General features: G+C 47.0%; 16 protein-coding genes. 9 read left to right on the top strand and 7 right to left on the bottom strand.

Translation table 11 applies throughout. The features are described 5' to 3' along the window. Positions 1–7: 7 nt before the first annotated feature. Positions 8–3,295 (bottom strand): SusC/RagA family TonB-linked outer membrane protein, encoded by a 3,288-nt coding sequence (locus tag ACWICE_RS12040; RefSeq protein WP_454298486.1) that lies wholly within the window; start codon positions 3,293–3,295, stop codon positions 8–10. Positions 3,296–3,441: 146 nt separating this feature from the next. Between ACWICE_RS12040 and ACWICE_RS12035 the strand changes: the two genes are divergently transcribed. Next, positions 3,442–4,131, top strand: coding sequence for a FadR/GntR family transcriptional regulator (locus tag ACWICE_RS12035; RefSeq protein ID WP_236736533.1), 690 nt, complete (start codon positions 3,442–3,444; stop codon positions 4,129–4,131). Positions 4,132–4,143: 12 nt separating this feature from the next. Here ACWICE_RS12035 and ACWICE_RS12030 read toward each other — a convergent pair whose 3' ends face one another. The 4 genes from ACWICE_RS12030 to ACWICE_RS12015 all read right to left on the bottom strand — a co-directional run bounded on the left by ACWICE_RS12030 (position 4,144) and on the right by ACWICE_RS12015 (position 7,922). Then, positions 4,144–5,400, bottom strand: a complete 1,257-nt coding sequence (locus ACWICE_RS12030) for a metallophosphoesterase (RefSeq protein ID WP_093099334.1) — start codon at positions 5,398–5,400, stop codon at positions 4,144–4,146. 1 nt (position 5,401) lies between these two features. Beyond that, complete coding sequence (gene hemH / locus ACWICE_RS12025; RefSeq protein WP_093099336.1) at positions 5,402–6,436, bottom strand: ferrochelatase; 1,035 nt, start codon at positions 6,434–6,436, stop codon at positions 5,402–5,404. Between the two features lie 93 nt (positions 6,437–6,529). After that, on the bottom strand, positions 6,530–7,378 hold the full coding sequence (locus ACWICE_RS12020) for a 4-hydroxy-3-methylbut-2-enyl diphosphate reductase (RefSeq protein WP_093099338.1): 849 nt from the start codon (positions 7,376–7,378) through the stop codon (positions 6,530–6,532). Positions 7,379–7,484: 106 nt separating this feature from the next. Next, the gene (locus tag ACWICE_RS12015; protein WP_454298485.1) at positions 7,485–7,922 is read right to left on the bottom strand and encodes a hypothetical protein; all 438 of its coding nucleotides are present in this window, start codon (positions 7,920–7,922) and stop codon (positions 7,485–7,487) included. 240 nt (positions 7,923–8,162) lie between these two features. Between ACWICE_RS12015 and ACWICE_RS12010 the strand changes: the two genes are divergently transcribed. The 6 genes from ACWICE_RS12010 to ACWICE_RS11985 all read left to right on the top strand — a co-directional run bounded on the left by ACWICE_RS12010 (position 8,163) and on the right by ACWICE_RS11985 (position 13,087). Beyond that, positions 8,163–10,673: a PAS domain-containing protein gene (locus ACWICE_RS12010; RefSeq protein ID WP_454290946.1), complete on the top strand. Its 2,511-nt coding sequence runs from the start codon at positions 8,163–8,165 to the stop codon at positions 10,671–10,673. Further along, complete coding sequence (locus ACWICE_RS12005; protein ID WP_093099342.1) at positions 10,642–11,019, top strand: response regulator; 378 nt, start codon at positions 10,642–10,644, stop codon at positions 11,017–11,019. Before ACWICE_RS12010 ends, ACWICE_RS12005 begins: the two co-directional genes overlap by 32 nt. A 291-nt stretch (positions 11,020–11,310) precedes the next feature. Then, on the top strand, positions 11,311–11,631 hold the full coding sequence (locus tag ACWICE_RS12000) for an ArsR/SmtB family transcription factor (protein WP_093099344.1): 321 nt from the start codon (positions 11,311–11,313) through the stop codon (positions 11,629–11,631). Positions 11,632–11,633: 2 nt separating this feature from the next. Next, the gene (locus ACWICE_RS11995) at positions 11,634–12,098 is read left to right on the top strand and encodes an SRPBCC family protein (protein ID WP_454298484.1); all 465 of its coding nucleotides are present in this window, start codon (positions 11,634–11,636) and stop codon (positions 12,096–12,098) included. Positions 12,099–12,104: 6 nt separating this feature from the next. Continuing rightward, positions 12,105–12,488 (top strand): DoxX family protein, encoded by a 384-nt coding sequence (locus ACWICE_RS11990; RefSeq protein WP_093099347.1) that lies wholly within the window; start codon positions 12,105–12,107, stop codon positions 12,486–12,488. A gap of 11 nt (positions 12,489–12,499) precedes the next feature. Further along, positions 12,500–13,087, top strand: a complete 588-nt coding sequence (locus ACWICE_RS11985; RefSeq protein ID WP_454290945.1) for a YdeI/OmpD-associated family protein — start codon at positions 12,500–12,502, stop codon at positions 13,085–13,087. Between the two features lie 127 nt (positions 13,088–13,214). Here the strand turns inward: ACWICE_RS11985 and ACWICE_RS11980 are convergent, their stop codons facing one another. Next, entirely contained in the window at positions 13,215–13,703 is a 489-nt protein-coding gene (locus ACWICE_RS11980) for a CinA family protein (protein ID WP_185213107.1), read from the bottom strand. 381 nt (positions 13,704–14,084) lie between these two features. On the opposite strand from ACWICE_RS11980, the gene ACWICE_RS11975 reads away from it, so the two are divergent. Both ACWICE_RS11975 and ACWICE_RS11970 read left to right on the top strand, forming a co-directional pair. Next, on the top strand, positions 14,085–14,276 hold the full coding sequence (locus ACWICE_RS11975) for a hypothetical protein (RefSeq protein ID WP_454290944.1): 192 nt from the start codon (positions 14,085–14,087) through the stop codon (positions 14,274–14,276). A gap of 348 nt (positions 14,277–14,624) precedes the next feature. Beyond that, positions 14,625–15,044, top strand: a complete 420-nt coding sequence (locus tag ACWICE_RS11970) for a nucleoside-diphosphate kinase (protein WP_185217446.1) — start codon at positions 14,625–14,627, stop codon at positions 15,042–15,044. A gap of 86 nt (positions 15,045–15,130) precedes the next feature. On the opposite strand, the gene ACWICE_RS11965 is transcribed toward ACWICE_RS11970, so the two are convergent. Continuing rightward, positions 15,131–15,388: a hypothetical protein gene (locus ACWICE_RS11965; RefSeq protein WP_454290943.1), complete on the bottom strand. Its 258-nt coding sequence runs from the start codon at positions 15,386–15,388 to the stop codon at positions 15,131–15,133. Between the last annotated feature and the right edge of the window lie 155 nt (positions 15,389–15,543).

Raw genomic sequence — 15,543 nt, 5'->3', positions numbered from 1 at the left:
TTAAGGTTTAAAAGGTTAATTGAAGACCGAATATGACCGTTCTTGGCAATGGGTAACCACCCCCGCCCTGTCCTATGGATCCGCTTTCTGCAGAAAACAGGGTATTGGCTGTCCAGTATTGGAGGTTCTGCCCGGTTACTGAAACGCTTAAATCTTCCATCTTGATCTTGTTGGCCAAAGACCTTGGTAAGCGATACGCCAAGGAGATCTCACGGAATGCCAAATAATTACCCTTGTTATAGAACATGCTGCTTTCGCGGCTGGTATTGTTCTTAAACAATTGATCTGCCCAGTAATAGGTTGGGTATTTTGCATTCGTGTTCTCAGGCGTATAGGTATCCAATACTTCAGTTGTGGTATTGAACGTTCCCTGCATCATTCCCAAAAACCAAGCTCTAGGTCCATCATAGGCAACATATCCCAATGCATAGTCGAACCTAGCACTCAAGGAGAAATCTTTGTAGGTGGAGTAAAGGCCAAATCCTCCGGTCCAACGCGGAACGGTATTCCCCATGTAAACCCTATCGTAGGAATTGATGATGCCATCTTTATTGACATCTCTCCACATCACGTCCCCCAAAGCCAATGGATAATGCAGGGATTTCTCTGAAGCGGTCATCGCATTGAATACATCTGGATGCACCAAGGTTCTCGCGCCGATCAAATCCTTTAACTGTAGAGCATAATTATCCAAGTCCTGTTGGTTACGGATGATACCTAATGCTTCGTATGCATAAGCCACGTTTGGATCCTGTCCTTCTTGCAAACCGCCAACCCATTCTAGTTCCATGGTACTCGGATTATATACTTGGAAACCATTCTGGCGGTTGTTTTCAACACCGTTATATGGCAGCTTTAAGATCTTGTTCTCGTTGTATGCCGTATTCCAATTGAAGCTCAGGGTAAAGTCATTCGCACGGACTGCTTGGTAATTCAGGTCAATCTCTACCCCTTGGTTTTGCATGTCGCCATTATTGGTGCTAATGGATGTAAAGCCAGCTGAAGCAGGTAATTCAAGTGTAGCAATTTTATCTGAAGTTGTTCTATGGTAATAAGCCACAGAAAGATCTAGCCTATTCAACAATCTGGTCTCTAATCCTACTTCTTTGGTAATCAAACTTTCCCATCTCAGGTTTGGAATACTTAAGCTGGTCATGCCATAGCCTACATTACCATCATATTTTGAAGTTCCATAGGTCCCTTGCAAAGTATATGCACCTATGCTTCCGATATTTCCGTTCGCACCATAACTAGCCCTTAATTTTAAGGAATTGATCACCTGGTCAGCGCCCATAATATTGGCGAAGAAGTCTTCATTATGTAGGTTCCAACCCAAGGATACCCCTGGGAAAGTTCCCCAACGATTATTCAATAGGTTTGAATAACCATCACGACGCAAGGTCAAGGTCATTAGATAGCGCCCATCATAATCATAGTTCAAACGTCCGAAAAAGGATGTGATCCTATTTCGGACATGGTAAGAATCGATACCTCGGCGGTTTGCCTCGGTACTGGTCAAGCCTAGATCCATGAAATCATCCGATGGCGCGCCTGAACCCGATGCCGAAAATCCGGTATTATAGGAATCAAAGAACTCCCATCCTGCCATGGCATCAAAATTATGTTTCTCGCCAAAAGTGTTTTTATAGTTTAAAACCGCATTATAGGTTTGGTTCAAGGTCTTATCATAGCTTGCCGATGAGTTACGAGTCCTTACCCAGTTTCCCGGGCTGGCCAAATAATCTCTGTTGAAGGACTCATTATTGGTTTGGTTGATAAACCAGTTTCCACTTGCTCTCAAGCTCAATCCTTCATATAGATCAATTACAAAAGCTTGGGACATCGTAAATTTCTGGTTTTGGTTATTGCGGATAAAACGGTCATTGTTTACCGCGGGGTTACCATCTTGCCAGTCACGTCCTACCAATAGGTCTCCATTTGCGTTATAGCCTCGCATGGTTGGAGGAGCACCCAAAGCACGGGTCATATAATTGCCCTCCCCATTGATGGCATCTCTCCATTTCGTATTCGCAAAGTTCAATCCTGAATTGGAGGTAATCCAAGGCTTGATCTTGTAATCTCCATTTAGGATAAAGGTCAAACGATCGTAATTGGTTCCAATTGGTACCCCTTGTTCATAGTATTTACCCAAACTTGCATAGTATTTACTCTTATCATTACCCCCTTGTACCGCAAGGTTATAGTCTTGGGTCAGGGCATTTTTGCGCAATGCATAATCGGTATAATCGAAATCCTTGTAGATCAATTCTTTCCCCGTTACAGGGTCGATCATTGTTTGGTAGCCTTGTCCCAATAATTCCCTATTGGAATCATCCAAGAACATGGTGCTCCAAACGGCATTGCTCACTTTGTTCCCATCCAATATATTGCCCTGGTCATCCTTGTATTTGTTGCCGGTTCCAAAAGGACCCACAGAGGTCAATTGGTTCAACTGGTTTGGTTGGTACATCCCAGAGGTCTGTACCCCTTTTCTAGACCAGTACAAATAGTCCTTTGCATCCAGGAACTCAAACGGAATATTCAAGGAATTGACACCGATCTTAGATTTCAGCGAAATATTGGACACGCCATCTTTACCGCGTTTTGTGGTAATCAAGACTACCCCGTTAGATGCCCTAGCGCCATAGATAGCCGTGGCAGAAGCATCCTTTAATACATCGATGGACTCGATATCGTCTTGGTTGATATCCGAGAATCCTGAACGGATCAAACCATCCACGATCACCAAAGGCGATCCGCCGCCGCCGTAGGTAGTTCCACCACGCAATACAATGTTCGGAACAGAACCCGGACGACCGGAAGTCTGTTGAACCCTCAAGCCGGGAATTGTTCCAGCCAATGCGGATGCAGGGTTTGAACGGACCCCAGTCTCTAAGACGCGTTTGTCCAATCTGGACACAGATCCCGTCAGGTTCGATTTCTTGATACTACCGTATCCCAATACCACGACTTCCTCTAAGTCTTCCCCAGAAGGATCAAGGGAAATCCTTACTGAAGCCAGGTTCTCTAAGGTGAGCTTGTGTGATTGATATCCGATTGAAGAAAATGAAATTACATCCGACACTTTAGCCTGTACGCTAAATCCTCCCTGTTCATCGGTCTTTGTAACATGCCCTTGTGTCTGGTTTGAAACGGTCACCCCCTCCAATGGATTCCCCAAAGGATCTGTAACCGTTCCCTTTAAAGCGGTCTGCGAAAATGCGGCAAAATGGATGCAGCACAGAATCGCAAGCAACAGGCTCCCCCGCAATGAATGGTAAAAAAGGTTTGTCATAATTTAATGATTTAAAAAAAATTGGATTATGTATAACATAATAATTACCAAATGTAATACATAATGTTTTACTTCCAAATTTTTTTTTAATATTATTGTACCGTGGCCATTATGACGATATTGTGAAAATGGGACCAGATAGAAATATGGAAAAACTTGGAACAATAGACACCTCGAGTTTGGTGGACCGGGCAGAAGCAAGGATCATACAGTTCATCCAGGAACGGAACATGGGCGTAGGGGACGTACTTCCAAAAGAATTGGATTTAGCAGATAGCCTAGGTGTGAGCAGGACCGTTGTCCGGGAGGCCTTACTCAGGTTAAAGACCATTGGTCTGATAGAATCCATCAAGCATAAAGGTGCCGTGCTTAGGAATCCCGATGTCTTGGGTTCATTGAGAAAGGTATTCCACCCTTCTATTTTAGATAATGAGACCTTGAAGGAAATGTTTGAAATGAGATTGGCGCTGGAAGTGGGCATGGCTGATTTTATTGTCAACAATATCACGGATGAGGATATTGTAGAACTTGAAAAGATAGCAAGCGAGATTGTTTCCGGGGATACCGCAAATCCTTGGCATGTAGAGGATGAGATCCGTTTCCATGGGAAGCTATATAAGATCTCCAAAAACAAGATACTGTTGGAACTGCAGGAGATGCTCTTCCCTATTTTCCAATATGTACATCAAAGTGGATTATTGGAAAAGGACATCATGAAAGGTGATTTTATTTCGCACAAAGAGCTGGTCCAGGTATTGAAATTAAGGGACGCTGAAGCTTATCGAGATGCTATCAGAAAACACCTGAACAATCATTTTGCAAGGATCCTTGGTTGAGAAAAGGTGTAATTAACCTTTAACCAGTTCAAAAATGGTGATCTCTGGTGCAATACCGACCCTACCAGGATAGCCCAAGAAACCATAACCTGTATTGACATAAAGTTGGGAGGTTCCCTGTTTATAGAGTCCTGCCCATTCCTTATAGATATATTTGGCTGGGCTCCATTGGAAGTTTTCCCCTCGGACTCCGAATTGCATTCCATGGGTATGACCTGCAAACATGACGTCCACATCGGTTTCCAGTACCTGTGCGCGCCAATGGGATGGATCATGCGACAATAATAATTTAACAGCTTTTTCTTCTGTTCCCAATAGTGCTTTAGGAAGGTCTCCTTTTTTAGGGAAACGGCCCGTTCCCCAGTTCTGTACCCCGACAATGGAGATTTCCCCATTGCCTACTTTCAAGGTCCGGTTCTCGTCCATCAAAAGGTCCCAACCCATAATCTTATGGGTTTCGATCAAATCCTGCAGGTTTTTACGTTTGGCTGGCGAGTCGCCCGGACCAAAGTAATAATCGCCATAATCATGGTTGCCCAAGGTAGAATACACCCCTAGATCCGCTTTGACATGGGCAAAGATATCTTGATAATCACGCATCTCCGAGGCAACATTGTTCACCAGATCACCGGTAAAGAAGATAACATCGGGCTTTTGTGCCAGCAGGAGCTCTACTCCGCCCATGACGGCTTTTTTATTATAAAATGAACCGGAGTGAACATCTGAGATCTGCCCGATGGTCATTCCATGGAATTCCTTCGGTAAGTTCGGAAGCACCAATTTCTGGCGTCTCACCCGATAATCATAAGCTGTGGAAATTACGCCCCAAGCCAATGGGACCATTGGAAGGGCAGCAACTATTATCCCTGATTTCAACAGGAAGTCAGAACGGGAAATACCCTTTTTAGGGACTTCTGGCAAAGGTTCTTCCAAAGTCTCCAATCTCTCTTCCAGGTCCTTGCCCTTGCCCCTGGAGAACAGACGTCCAACCCAAATCCCCCCTCTTCGCAGATCATCGACGATCAAGACGATGGCATAGACAAACTTGCTGACCGCAGTCAGGAAAAAGGCCACCAGGATAATGGAACGAACCGAAAGCGGAATGCTATATTGGAATGAAATAAATAATCCTACCAGCAAAGACAGTGAATAGCCCCACCATAGGATGGTGAACCATCTCGTCTTGACAAATCTGATATTCGTCGCCCTAAGCGCAAAAAATATATAGAAGTCTAGTAAGAATAATATTACTGCATTTAATTTTAACATCTTAATTCCCGTTTTCCAACACCATTCGTTTCAGGGCTTCGATCCATTTCGGGCTACCGTTCAGGCTTTCCACCATATGGACCTCCTCTCCGCCCATTTCCTTAAATTCATTAGCGTATTCAACCTGTATCTCATCCAAAGTTTCGATGCAATCGGCTACGAATGCAGGACTGAACACCAAGAGCTTTTTCTTCCCTTGTTTTGCTAAATCATGCAGTGTGTCTGAGGTATATGGCTGGATCCATGGGGTTTTTCCCAATCGTGACTGGAAACAGACCGTATATTTCTCCTCAGGTATGTTCAACTTTTCTACGATAGCGCGCGTGGTTGCATAGCATTGTGACAGATAGCAAAAGGATTTCATTTCTCTCTTGCAAGAATCGCACCCAAAATCAGGACACTCCAATTCTCCCTTTGGGTCAACCTTTCCCAACTGTCGAACGGGCAGCCCATGGTAACTGAACAGGAAATGGTCATATTCGCTCAGGTCATGTTTATGGGCATTATCTGCGATGACCTCGACCATTAAAGGGTTGTCGCAATAACTGCTGACGAAACTTACCTTGGGAAAGTATTGCCAGCCGCGCATCAGTTCCATGACACGGTCGATGACCGAACCGGTCGTTGCCGAGGCATATTGTGGAAAAAGCGGGATGACGATAATGGAATCCAGGAACATGCTTTCCAAGTTTTTCAATGCATTGGGAATCGAAGGTTCCTGGTATCGCATGGCCAATTCCACATGGTATTCTTCACCTAGTTCCTGCTGCAACATCTGTTGCTGCAAAACACTGTAGTACATTAACGGGGACCCGGTTTCCTCACTCCATATGGTTGAATAGGTATGAGCGGATTTTGAAGCCCTTTTAGGAACGATGATTCCCTTGACCAACAAGGTCCTTGAAACAAAAGGGATGTCCATCACGCGTGGGTCCATTAAGAACTCTGTCAGGTATTTCTTTACTTCGCCGGTAGTCGGTGAATTGGGGGTACCCAACTGGACCAACAATACACCCTTTTTAGCTTTTTTACTCATTCTGAACACAAAATTAGGCAATATTTATAGCAAAACAGGCGCAATGGTAGATTTCAACGGCCAGCATCAATGAATTTTAAATTGAAATGACGATTAATAGGATTCAAGGGTTTCCTTTACCTTCCTCATCAGCCACATCGGGGTAGATGTGGCCCCGCAGATCCCGATAGTCTCATTGTCCGCAAATGTGCGGGCATCCAATTCCTCGGGGCCGGATATAAAGTAGGTATTCGGGTTGACCTTTTTACAGACATCAAATAGGACCTTACCGTTCGAGGATTTCTTTCCAGAAACAAATATGACCTTTTCAAACTGCGCGGCGAATGTCCCCAGATCTTCATACCTGTTGGAAACCTGCCTACAGATGGTGTCATTGGCCTTTACCTCATACCCCCTGTTGATAAGCTCTTCCTTGATCGCATAGAAACGATCGACGCTCTTTGTGGTCTGGCTGTAAAGGGTGAATTGAGCTGGCAGGTCCGCTCCATCAAGCTCATCTATATCCTGGAAAACGAGGGCCTCATTGTTGGTCTGTCCCTGCAGACCGATGACCTCGGCATGTCCATGCTTCCCGAAGATCAAGATCTTCTCGTTTTCATCGTGTGAAGTCTTGATACGGTTCTGCAACTTCAGCACAACAGGGCAAGAGGCATCGATAAGGGTGATACTGTTCTCCAGGGCCGTCCTGTAGGTTTCCGGAGCTTCCCCATGTGCACGGATCAGCACCTTCTCGTTCTTTAGGCCTTGCAGTTCACCATGCGAAATAATGCGCAAGCCCTTGGCTTTGAGCCTGGCGACCTCCTCGTCATTGTGGACGATGTCCCCGAGACAATACAGATAGCCATCCCTGTCCAGGATCTCTTCTGCCATATCAATCGCATAGACGACCCCGAAACAAAAGCCCGAGTCCTTGTCTATAGTTACTTGCAGGTTCTTTGACATGGTACAAAGTTAAGTAATTTTGTTAACACTCCTTGTGATTGGCGGCAGTTTTTACATAGCCTCAGCAAGCTATTCGGGCTGGCCATGGGGCCCAATAAAAGTCCAGCTAGAGCTTCTGGTCCTGAGCCTGTTGCACGATGAGCTGTTCATGTAGAACCTCCACAAGCGACGGGAAGAACCCATGGCTCTGGGCCATAATGGAGAGGTAGGATTCGGTGAAACCCCGCTCAATCCTCCTACAGTGCAGGAGAACATCGTTTATGTCCTCCTTTCCAACATTGCTCCCCATCGCAAAGAACTTTCTTGCCATCTCTCCCTCCCCAGGCGCGCAAACTTCCTCAAGTGAGCCCAACGCCATGGCAAGGGCATTGAACTGGAGCCTGAAATCAATCGATTTTTGCATTTTGTCCAAAAAGACCTTCCTAAGTCCAACATGTCCCTTGCTGACTGCGTGCTCAGAGGCCCATCTATAACCCTCTAGCCTGGTCGCGTTCGCTGAGATGGCCTGGACCAGAAGTTTCAACCTTTTTTCGAGTTCTGGCATGACTTTAAAAGTACAGTTTCTGTCAAGGAATAAACATTTAATTTGCACATTTGTTCATATGGGCCACATTTAGAGTAGAAATACCGCAGTGCCGACCTGCAATTACCTCTTCCGTCAAGTTCGAGAAAATGCAGGTCGGCTGGCACTGGGCTCGGAAAAAAAACGTAAATTCGTATCCTCCATGGGGCAAATCGCACTATGGAAGAGACTAAATTGCCAGACACCTAATTCGACAAACCAATGGAACGTGACGATCTCTTTGACCTTTCCCCTATCCCCATGTGGATATTAGACAGAGCAGACCATTGTTTCCTTGCAGCAAACAGGGAGGCCCAGGGGCTCTATGGGTTTTCCCTCAATCAGCTCACGAGCATGGCCCTGAAGGACGTCCTTGCGGATCCGGACACCGAGATAAAGGATCATAGCACCGGAATTGCCGAAGGGATTGTCCAAAGGCACCGAAACCGGGATGGGGGGACCTTCTATCTTAGGCTCAACACTGCCCCAGTCACATATGCTGGCAGGGCGGCAATTCTGGTAGCCGCAGTAGAGGTCGAACAGGACCCTCGTCCACTTATAGACCAGAACAAGGACCTTGGCGCCCATTCGTTGCTCGACGGTGCAGGAAAATTCATGTTCGCGGACCTCGACCACTGCAGGTTGTTGGGATGTGCCCCGGGGGAGCTATTGGGCCGTAAACTCCTCGATTTTTTACATCCGGAGGAAAGAAGGCTCTTCTCAGGGCTCCTTGAAAGTCTCATGCAAGGGGGATCGTTCCCATCGGGGACCTATGCACTCATCCGTGAGGACGGTGAGCGGAGGTGGATGGCATGCGACCTTTCTGTTGTTTCGACTGGAAAGGGAAAGGCCGTCAAGGTCGTGCTCTGGGACGTGACCGAAAAGACCGAACGCCAGCTGCACGAACAGGCCCTCGAGCGGATCGAGAGGGGGATCACCGAAGCTACATCGTTAGAGACACTCGTCGATAAGGCCATCCAGGCCATTCTTGGACTGCAGGAGGTCAGAACGGCAGAGATCTGGATCGTGTCCTCGGATCCTTCCTCCCTTGGCCTGAGGGGCAGGGCAAGCAGGCGGGATGGTCAGTACCTGTTAGAGGGGTTTTCACCGAGCTTCAGTTGCAGGAAGGGGGAGGGCATGCCCGGAAGGGTTTGGATGGAAATGGGGCCTGTCACCGCGCGATACGCCCCTCCGGGAAACCAGACTGCCTTTGGGGTCCCGATCCTAGCCGAGGGAAAGTTCCTGGGATGCCTGATATGCTACTCAACCGGACCGCTGGAAAGGCTGGAGGCCACTGGACCTTTCTTGGAAAGGGCAGCTACCCGGATTGCTGAACCGATTGCCCATAAATTGAAGGAGAGCGAATACCGGATGCTCTTCGACATATCCCCCGACCCGCACTGTATCATCGGTCGGGACGGCCAAATAGAGATGTGCAACAGCGCCTTTTCCGCACTGGTAACGACCGATGGGGCAATTTCCACTGGCAGCACCGTCCTTCAATTTGTGCACCCCGAGGACATCATGCGAGCAAAGAGGGATTTCATTTCCATGGTCAACGGATGGAGCACCGGTCCATACCGCTGCAGGGTCGCCACCGCTGAGGGCCATTTGCGCACATTGCTCTGGTCTGCTGCCATCTCGCGAGAGTCCATGCGGATCGTCGCCGTAGGAAAGGACGTTACCGATCAGGACAGAGCAGAGCAGGAACTCCATGGGGCCCTCAAGAAGCTCCAAAATGCCCAGAAGATAGCTAAGCTGGGCTATTGGTTCCGGCCGGTCGACTCCCAGATCTCGAATTGGAGCGAGGAGACCTACAGTATCTATGAGCGCGCCCCCGGCACATTCGTACCCACCATGGAGAACCTAAGAAACACCTTCTTTCCCGATGACCGCCACCTGATAGAGAAGGACCCTGCGCTCCTTCTGGAACCAAATGCCGCCAAGGGATTTGAACACAGGATAGTTACTCCCGAGGGAAGGATCAAATGGGTAAGGCAGGAGGTAAGGATGGTCACCTCAGAGGACGGCACGCCCCAGAAGCTAGAGGGTACCATCCAGGACATTACCGAAAGGAAATCGTACGAGGAAAGGCTATCCATGAGCAACGAGATCTTCCGGCTTGCCATGCTGGCGAGCAACGAGATGATCTGGCACGTAGACGTGCAAGGGAAAACCCATACCCGAGGGGGAGGGGGACTGCGGCCCATCGAACAAGATAGTCCCGAAGAGTTCTCCATAGACAATTCTTGGTTCACCACCATTTCCCCCAGCGACAGGGAAAGGGTCTGGGATTCGCTATGGAAGGTGATTGCCGACAAGGAACAGAATGCATGGTGTGCCGAATACCGAACAGTCGCAGCAGATGGCTCGGTCCACCACTACCAGGACAGGTGCCACGTCCTGCGAGACCCGGAGGGCAATGCAGTCCAGTTGGTCGGGGCAGCACTGGACGTGACCATTTCCCGGCGGCACGTTGAGATGATCGAGGAACAGAACAGAATCCTAAGGGACATTGCATGGTCTCAATCGCACCTGCTCAGGGCACCACTTACCAGGTTGATGGGACTTGCGGACATATCGATTCACCATGAGGGCGGTGGCCTCCAAGCGGTAAGGATCATGGAGCTCATCCGGGGATCGGCCGAGGAACTGGACATGATAATCAGAACAATGACAGAAAAGGCAAACTCAATAGAAAATGGAACAAAGGACGATACTCTTGATCGATGACGACCCCGTCATCAATTTCATTCACAGGACGATCATTTCAAGCGTTTTCCCGGAGAACAGGATACTTACCGTGGAGAACGGCCAATTGGCCCTTGAGCTCATCAAAGAGGAGCCTGACCGCCCATACCTGGTCTTTTTGGACATAAACATGCCAGTCATGAACGGTTGGGAGTTCCTGGATGCCATAAGGTCCCAAGGGGGAAGCCTCGACCTGTCCATCCACATCCTTACCTCATCTGTTGACTCTAGGGACATAGAGAGGTCCTCAAGCGATGAGCTCGTGGTCTCCTACCTGGCCAAGCCCCTGAGCAGGGCAGGGCTCCTTGCCCTGAGGTCAAGACTGTGATATCCATGTGCAATCGGGTTCGGGAATCGATACCTGCACACACCTCCGCGGGCCTGTTCTAGAAAGTCCCGGAACAGAGGGCTAGTTAAGAATATTCCAAATGACCCTTATGTCCCAATACCGGCGCTTTCCACGACCAAGGAGAAGTGCCAGGTGGTTTGCGACCCCCTGATCCAAAACAGCCGGTCAATGGGCCCAGTCCTTATTCCGGATCAACAGAGCAGAAATATTTTCCGAAAACATTGCGTAACCGAATGGCTTCGTTTATATTTGTAGCCAAATGACTTCATTATGAACTTAAGAAGGGACGTATTCCAAGCCATTTCAGATCCATCGAGGCGAGCAATCCTATTGCTGGTGGCTACAAAAGCCATGACGGCAGGTGCCATCGCTTCAAATTTTGCCACCGCAAGACCAACAGTATCCAAACACATACAGATCCTGATTGAGTGTGAATTGCTGACACAAGAGCAAATAGGGAGGGAGATTTATTACCATGCCAGCGCCTCAAAGATGAAGGAGGTCGCAGATTATATTGAACAGTTCCGCCAGATGTGGGACGACAGGTTCAACAGACTGGAGACAGTGATGAAAAAGTATAACAGGAAATAAAAATGGAAAACAAGACAGTAGTAAGTGCCGAGGATGGCTCACAGGAAATCCTGATCACGAGGGTTTTTGACCTGCCCTTGGAACTGCTTTTCAAAGCATACGAAGAACCCGGGCTCTTTGAAGAATGGATGAACGCCAAAGTACTGAAAATGGACAACAGGGACCACGGCTCTTATGCTTTTGAAACTTGGCATAACGGAAAGGTGGTATTTCGGGCTAACGGGACTTTCCACGAATTTGTACCGCAGAAGAGGATCACACGAACATTTGAAATGGAGGACACCCCTTTTCCCGTTCAGTTAGAATTTTTGGAGTTTGAGGAACTGACAAACCAGACGAGCAAACTGACCATGCAGATAGTGTTCAGGTCCGTTGAATTCAGGAACCGATTATTGCAGATGCCGTTCGCACATGGCCTCAACATGGCACACGACAGGCTACAGGAAAAGGTTAATCGCTTAAAATAGCTGGATATGGCAAGGAAACGAAGAATTATCTATTGGGCGGCAACCATATTCCTGTCAATTGGGATGACCGCCGGGGGTATACAGCAATTGTTGCAGGTAGGTGGCTATAATGCGATCGTGAGTTCATTGGGATACCCTCTCTATCTATTGAGCATCCTCGGAGCCTGGAAATTATTGGGCGTAGCGGCTATCCTGATCCCGAAATTTCCGATACTCAAGGAATGGGCCTATGCAGGTTTCTTCTTTGCAATGTCAGGTGCCTTCGCGTCCCACCTTGCGGTTGGACAGCCATTCGGAGAAGCTGTACCATCATTAATATTGGTTTCGGCAACCGTGCTGTCATGGTACTTCAGGCCAGAAAGCAGAAAAATCACCCCTCAAAAAACCTAAAGAAGTTACCCATGGACCAGAAGATAATTGACCATTATTTTGCGGAGGCAGATAGATGGAAAGAGGAGTTCCAATTGTTGCGCGAGATCGTTCTTGAAAACACCTCTCTTGAAGAAACCTACAAATGGAAGCACCCCTGCTACACATTTCATGGGAAAAACATTGTACTGATACACGGATTTAAAGATTATTGTGCACTACTTTTCCTCAAGGGAGCTTTACTGAAAGATCCGCAGAAGGTACTTATCCAGCAAACCGAAAACGTACAATCGGCGAGGCAGATTAGATTTACCAGTATTGAGCAGATCGAAGCACTCCTGCCCATCCTCAAGGCCTTTATAGCTGAAGCCATAGAGATTGAAATGTCGGGGAAGAAGGTAGAGTTGAAGAAAGCAAGTGACTATCCAGTCCCTGAAGAATTCCAAAGGGCAATTGGAGAGGACCGGGACCTAAAAAAAGCTTTCTATTCCTTAACGCCGGGCCGGCAAAAGGGGTATTTGTTTTATTTCAATCAAGCTAAACAATCCAGGACCAGAGAGGCACGAATAGAAAAACACTATCAGCAGATTCTGGACGGAAAGGGTTTGGATGAAAAATAGGATGTATTGCCCCGGCATCCGTTCGGTACTAACTGATCAAAATCAACAGAGGGATGGCAGTCCAAAAGACTTGTCCCTGCATTGACGGATTCGGGCTGGGAATGCCGGGTAATATGGAGCCAAACATTTAATCGCAAAGGAGAGATTCCAACATGTCCAGGCTCGCGTTGAAAGCTGAAATAAATATGTGCGCGGCATTAAGTGAGGAAAAATGGAACTTCTGGGATATCACATTGTTTTGACAAGAAACACAGAGGAATACATCGCCCCTAACGGCATTGGCACTCCCTTCTGAATCACTGAAAGCCTTCCCCGTCACAGCTATGTGAATATCAGCAGGAATGACGGTCTCCAAACCCTGTAACATGGATTCCGTAACACGCTCTGACTCTGCAGAGAACCGGTCAATCAAGGAACCAGGAACACCCAGGACCTCTTTTTTAACATTTTCGGAATAGCATACGATAGAACCTTCCAAATAGTCCCCGGATTCAGTCTGTAAACTCCATATGCTCGTAAAAAAGCCTCCGGGCATGCTTTCTGCCAACGACAGTTTATACCCGCCTAGACTTATTAGTTCCCCAAGCCGGTTCAATTTCTTTTCATTTATTTTCATATGAATACACTAAAAACACATTTTACCTAGAACAATCGCAAAAACCATTTGTTGGAAGATCCCTTTGGATATTTTCCCAAACAGCACACCGGTCCTCCTTAATATCCGAAAGGTCACTTCAGGATCGACCCAAAATGGCTCCCTTAAATACGGGGAAAGCCGGACAGAAGACACCGTCCTAAACTTCTTTTCATCCAAATTGATTCCCCTCCCATCCCAAAGTACGCTAAAAGAGGTTAACCTGACCGAGGAATGGAATATCGGTTTTCAAAGAATAGAAATGATCACATTCCCATTATATTTTCCATGATGAATAAATGGACAATTAAAAACTTTATCCTCCTTCCGATTGTTCAAAGGCAAACGCTAAACGTGATGGACATGAAATCAGACAACAAAAGAGCAAAAATGCCCCAAGATGACAAGGCAGCAGGCAGCAACAGGAAAAAAACAGATAGCAGTAGGGGTCCGGAGACATTGCCCCCATTCATTCCCAAGGGAGAGGAATCAAACATACCCAAAGAGTTCCATCCAAAGGGCAATAGAGCCAATGGCACCCACAAAGACAAATAAAAGGTCAGTTTCCAATGACGGTCCTGACTCATACTGTTAAGGAAAAGGGAAACATAGGGAAAACAGCAGGTTGGCCTGCCAAGGTAACTGTTTAGGTCCGTAGGGATCGACTGTTTCACAACCAGGAATAGGGAACAATATAATCCCTTGTATTTTTATCCCCTTGAAATGCCCTGCCACCATGTGGACTTTCACCCTTACAAATAGGAAAGATCCAAGAATTTAGATAGAGACAACGGTCCTCCACCAGGATATGGATTTTTATTGTCAACCTCCTAAAGGTGACCTCGGTCCAAAACTTTTCCAACTTGCATAAATTTATTACCTTTGCAAAAATTTTAGAGTAAAATGGCAACAAACAGAACTTTTACAATGATCAAGCCAGATGCAGTTGCAAATGGCCACACAGGCGCCATCTTGAATGACATCATTGCTGGCGGCTTCAAGATCGTTGCAATGAAGTACATTCAGCTTAGCGAAGTAAATGCAGGCAAGTTTTATGAGGTTCACAAGGAACGTCCTTTTTACGGAGACCTGGTCAATTTCATGTCTTCGGGACCTATCGTCGCAGCAATCCTGGAAAAGGACAACGCCGTTGAGGATTTCCGTACATTAATCGGTGCCACTGACCCTTCTAAAGCCAGTGAAGGAACTATCCGTAGCAAATACGCTAAATCTATCGATGCTAATGCTATCCACGGGTCCGATTCTGATGAAAATGCTGAGATCGAAGGAAGTTTCTTTTTCTCTCAGTTCGAGAGGTTCTAAGAACCTGGCTCGGCTTGTCCTTGATTTAAGCCCCCAAAATCCTTGTTGCGGACGATGCGGCAAGGATTTTGTCCCTTTCTAGTACCTTAGGGCCTTTTGGAAGCATCCTTGCTGAGATTCCACCAATGTCCTTTTCGATCTTCTTGAATGTATTGACCTCGCTTTCCCGTACCGACAGGCAATGCTCTATTAGCAAACTCCATTTGGTTCCAAATATCCCAGATGTATCCATTATAGCTACGATGTCGCCAAACACTTTGGTGGGTCGCTCTTGGGCATTTTACCATAACGCTAACCTGAAGGTAACCACTCATCCGTAATATCCCCAAAACTAATATTGGCACGAAGGTCCATATCTTTGTTTAATTGACTATTCATTTTAGGCTTCATGGTACCACCCGCATTAATAACAGGGGCTGACAGCTTTATTGAAGAACACCTAAAGTCGCTCCAGGGAAAGTAATAGAATAATCCATTAAAAAGGGCACCATGATCTGAA

It is taken from the genome of Sphingobacterium sp. NPDC055346 (genome assembly GCF_053645235.1).
This window is presented reverse-complemented; position numbering and strand designations above follow the sequence as displayed.

Bases quoted from the DNA above. Each gene is read 5' to 3' on its own strand.
- ACWICE_RS12000 (WP_093099344.1), top strand. From the start codon at position 11,311: ATGAACTTAAGAAGGGACGTATTCCAAGCCATTTCAGATCCATCGAGG.
- ACWICE_RS12015 (WP_454298485.1), bottom strand. From the start codon at position 7,922: ATGCCAGAACTCGAAAAAAGGTTGAAACTTCTGGTCCAGGCCATCTCA.
- ACWICE_RS11995 (WP_454298484.1), top strand. From the start codon at position 11,634: ATGGAAAACAAGACAGTAGTAAGTGCCGAGGATGGCTCACAGGAAATC.
- ACWICE_RS11990 (WP_093099347.1), top strand. From the start codon at position 12,105: ATGGCAAGGAAACGAAGAATTATCTATTGGGCGGCAACCATATTCCTG.
- ACWICE_RS12010 (WP_454290946.1), top strand. From the start codon at position 8,163: ATGGAACGTGACGATCTCTTTGACCTTTCCCCTATCCCCATGTGGATA.
- ACWICE_RS12030 (WP_093099334.1), bottom strand. From the start codon at position 5,400: ATGTTAAAATTAAATGCAGTAATATTATTCTTACTAGACTTCTATATA.
- ACWICE_RS12020 (WP_093099338.1), bottom strand. From the start codon at position 7,378: ATGTCAAAGAACCTGCAAGTAACTATAGACAAGGACTCGGGCTTTTGT.
- ACWICE_RS11970 (WP_185217446.1), top strand. From the start codon at position 14,625: ATGGCAACAAACAGAACTTTTACAATGATCAAGCCAGATGCAGTTGCA.
- ACWICE_RS12005 (WP_093099342.1), top strand. From the start codon at position 10,642: ATGGAACAAAGGACGATACTCTTGATCGATGACGACCCCGTCATCAAT.
- ACWICE_RS12040 (WP_454298486.1), bottom strand. From the start codon at position 3,295: ATGACAAACCTTTTTTACCATTCATTGCGGGGGAGCCTGTTGCTTGCG.
- ACWICE_RS11985 (WP_454290945.1), top strand. From the start codon at position 12,500: ATGGACCAGAAGATAATTGACCATTATTTTGCGGAGGCAGATAGATGG.
- hemH (WP_093099336.1), bottom strand. From the start codon at position 6,436: ATGAGTAAAAAAGCTAAAAAGGGTGTATTGTTGGTCCAGTTGGGTACC.
- ACWICE_RS12035 (WP_236736533.1), top strand. From the start codon at position 3,442: ATGGAAAAACTTGGAACAATAGACACCTCGAGTTTGGTGGACCGGGCA.
- ACWICE_RS11980 (WP_185213107.1), bottom strand. From the start codon at position 13,703: ATGAAAATAAATGAAAAGAAATTGAACCGGCTTGGGGAACTAATAAGT.
- ACWICE_RS11975 (WP_454290944.1), top strand. From the start codon at position 14,085: ATGAAATCAGACAACAAAAGAGCAAAAATGCCCCAAGATGACAAGGCA.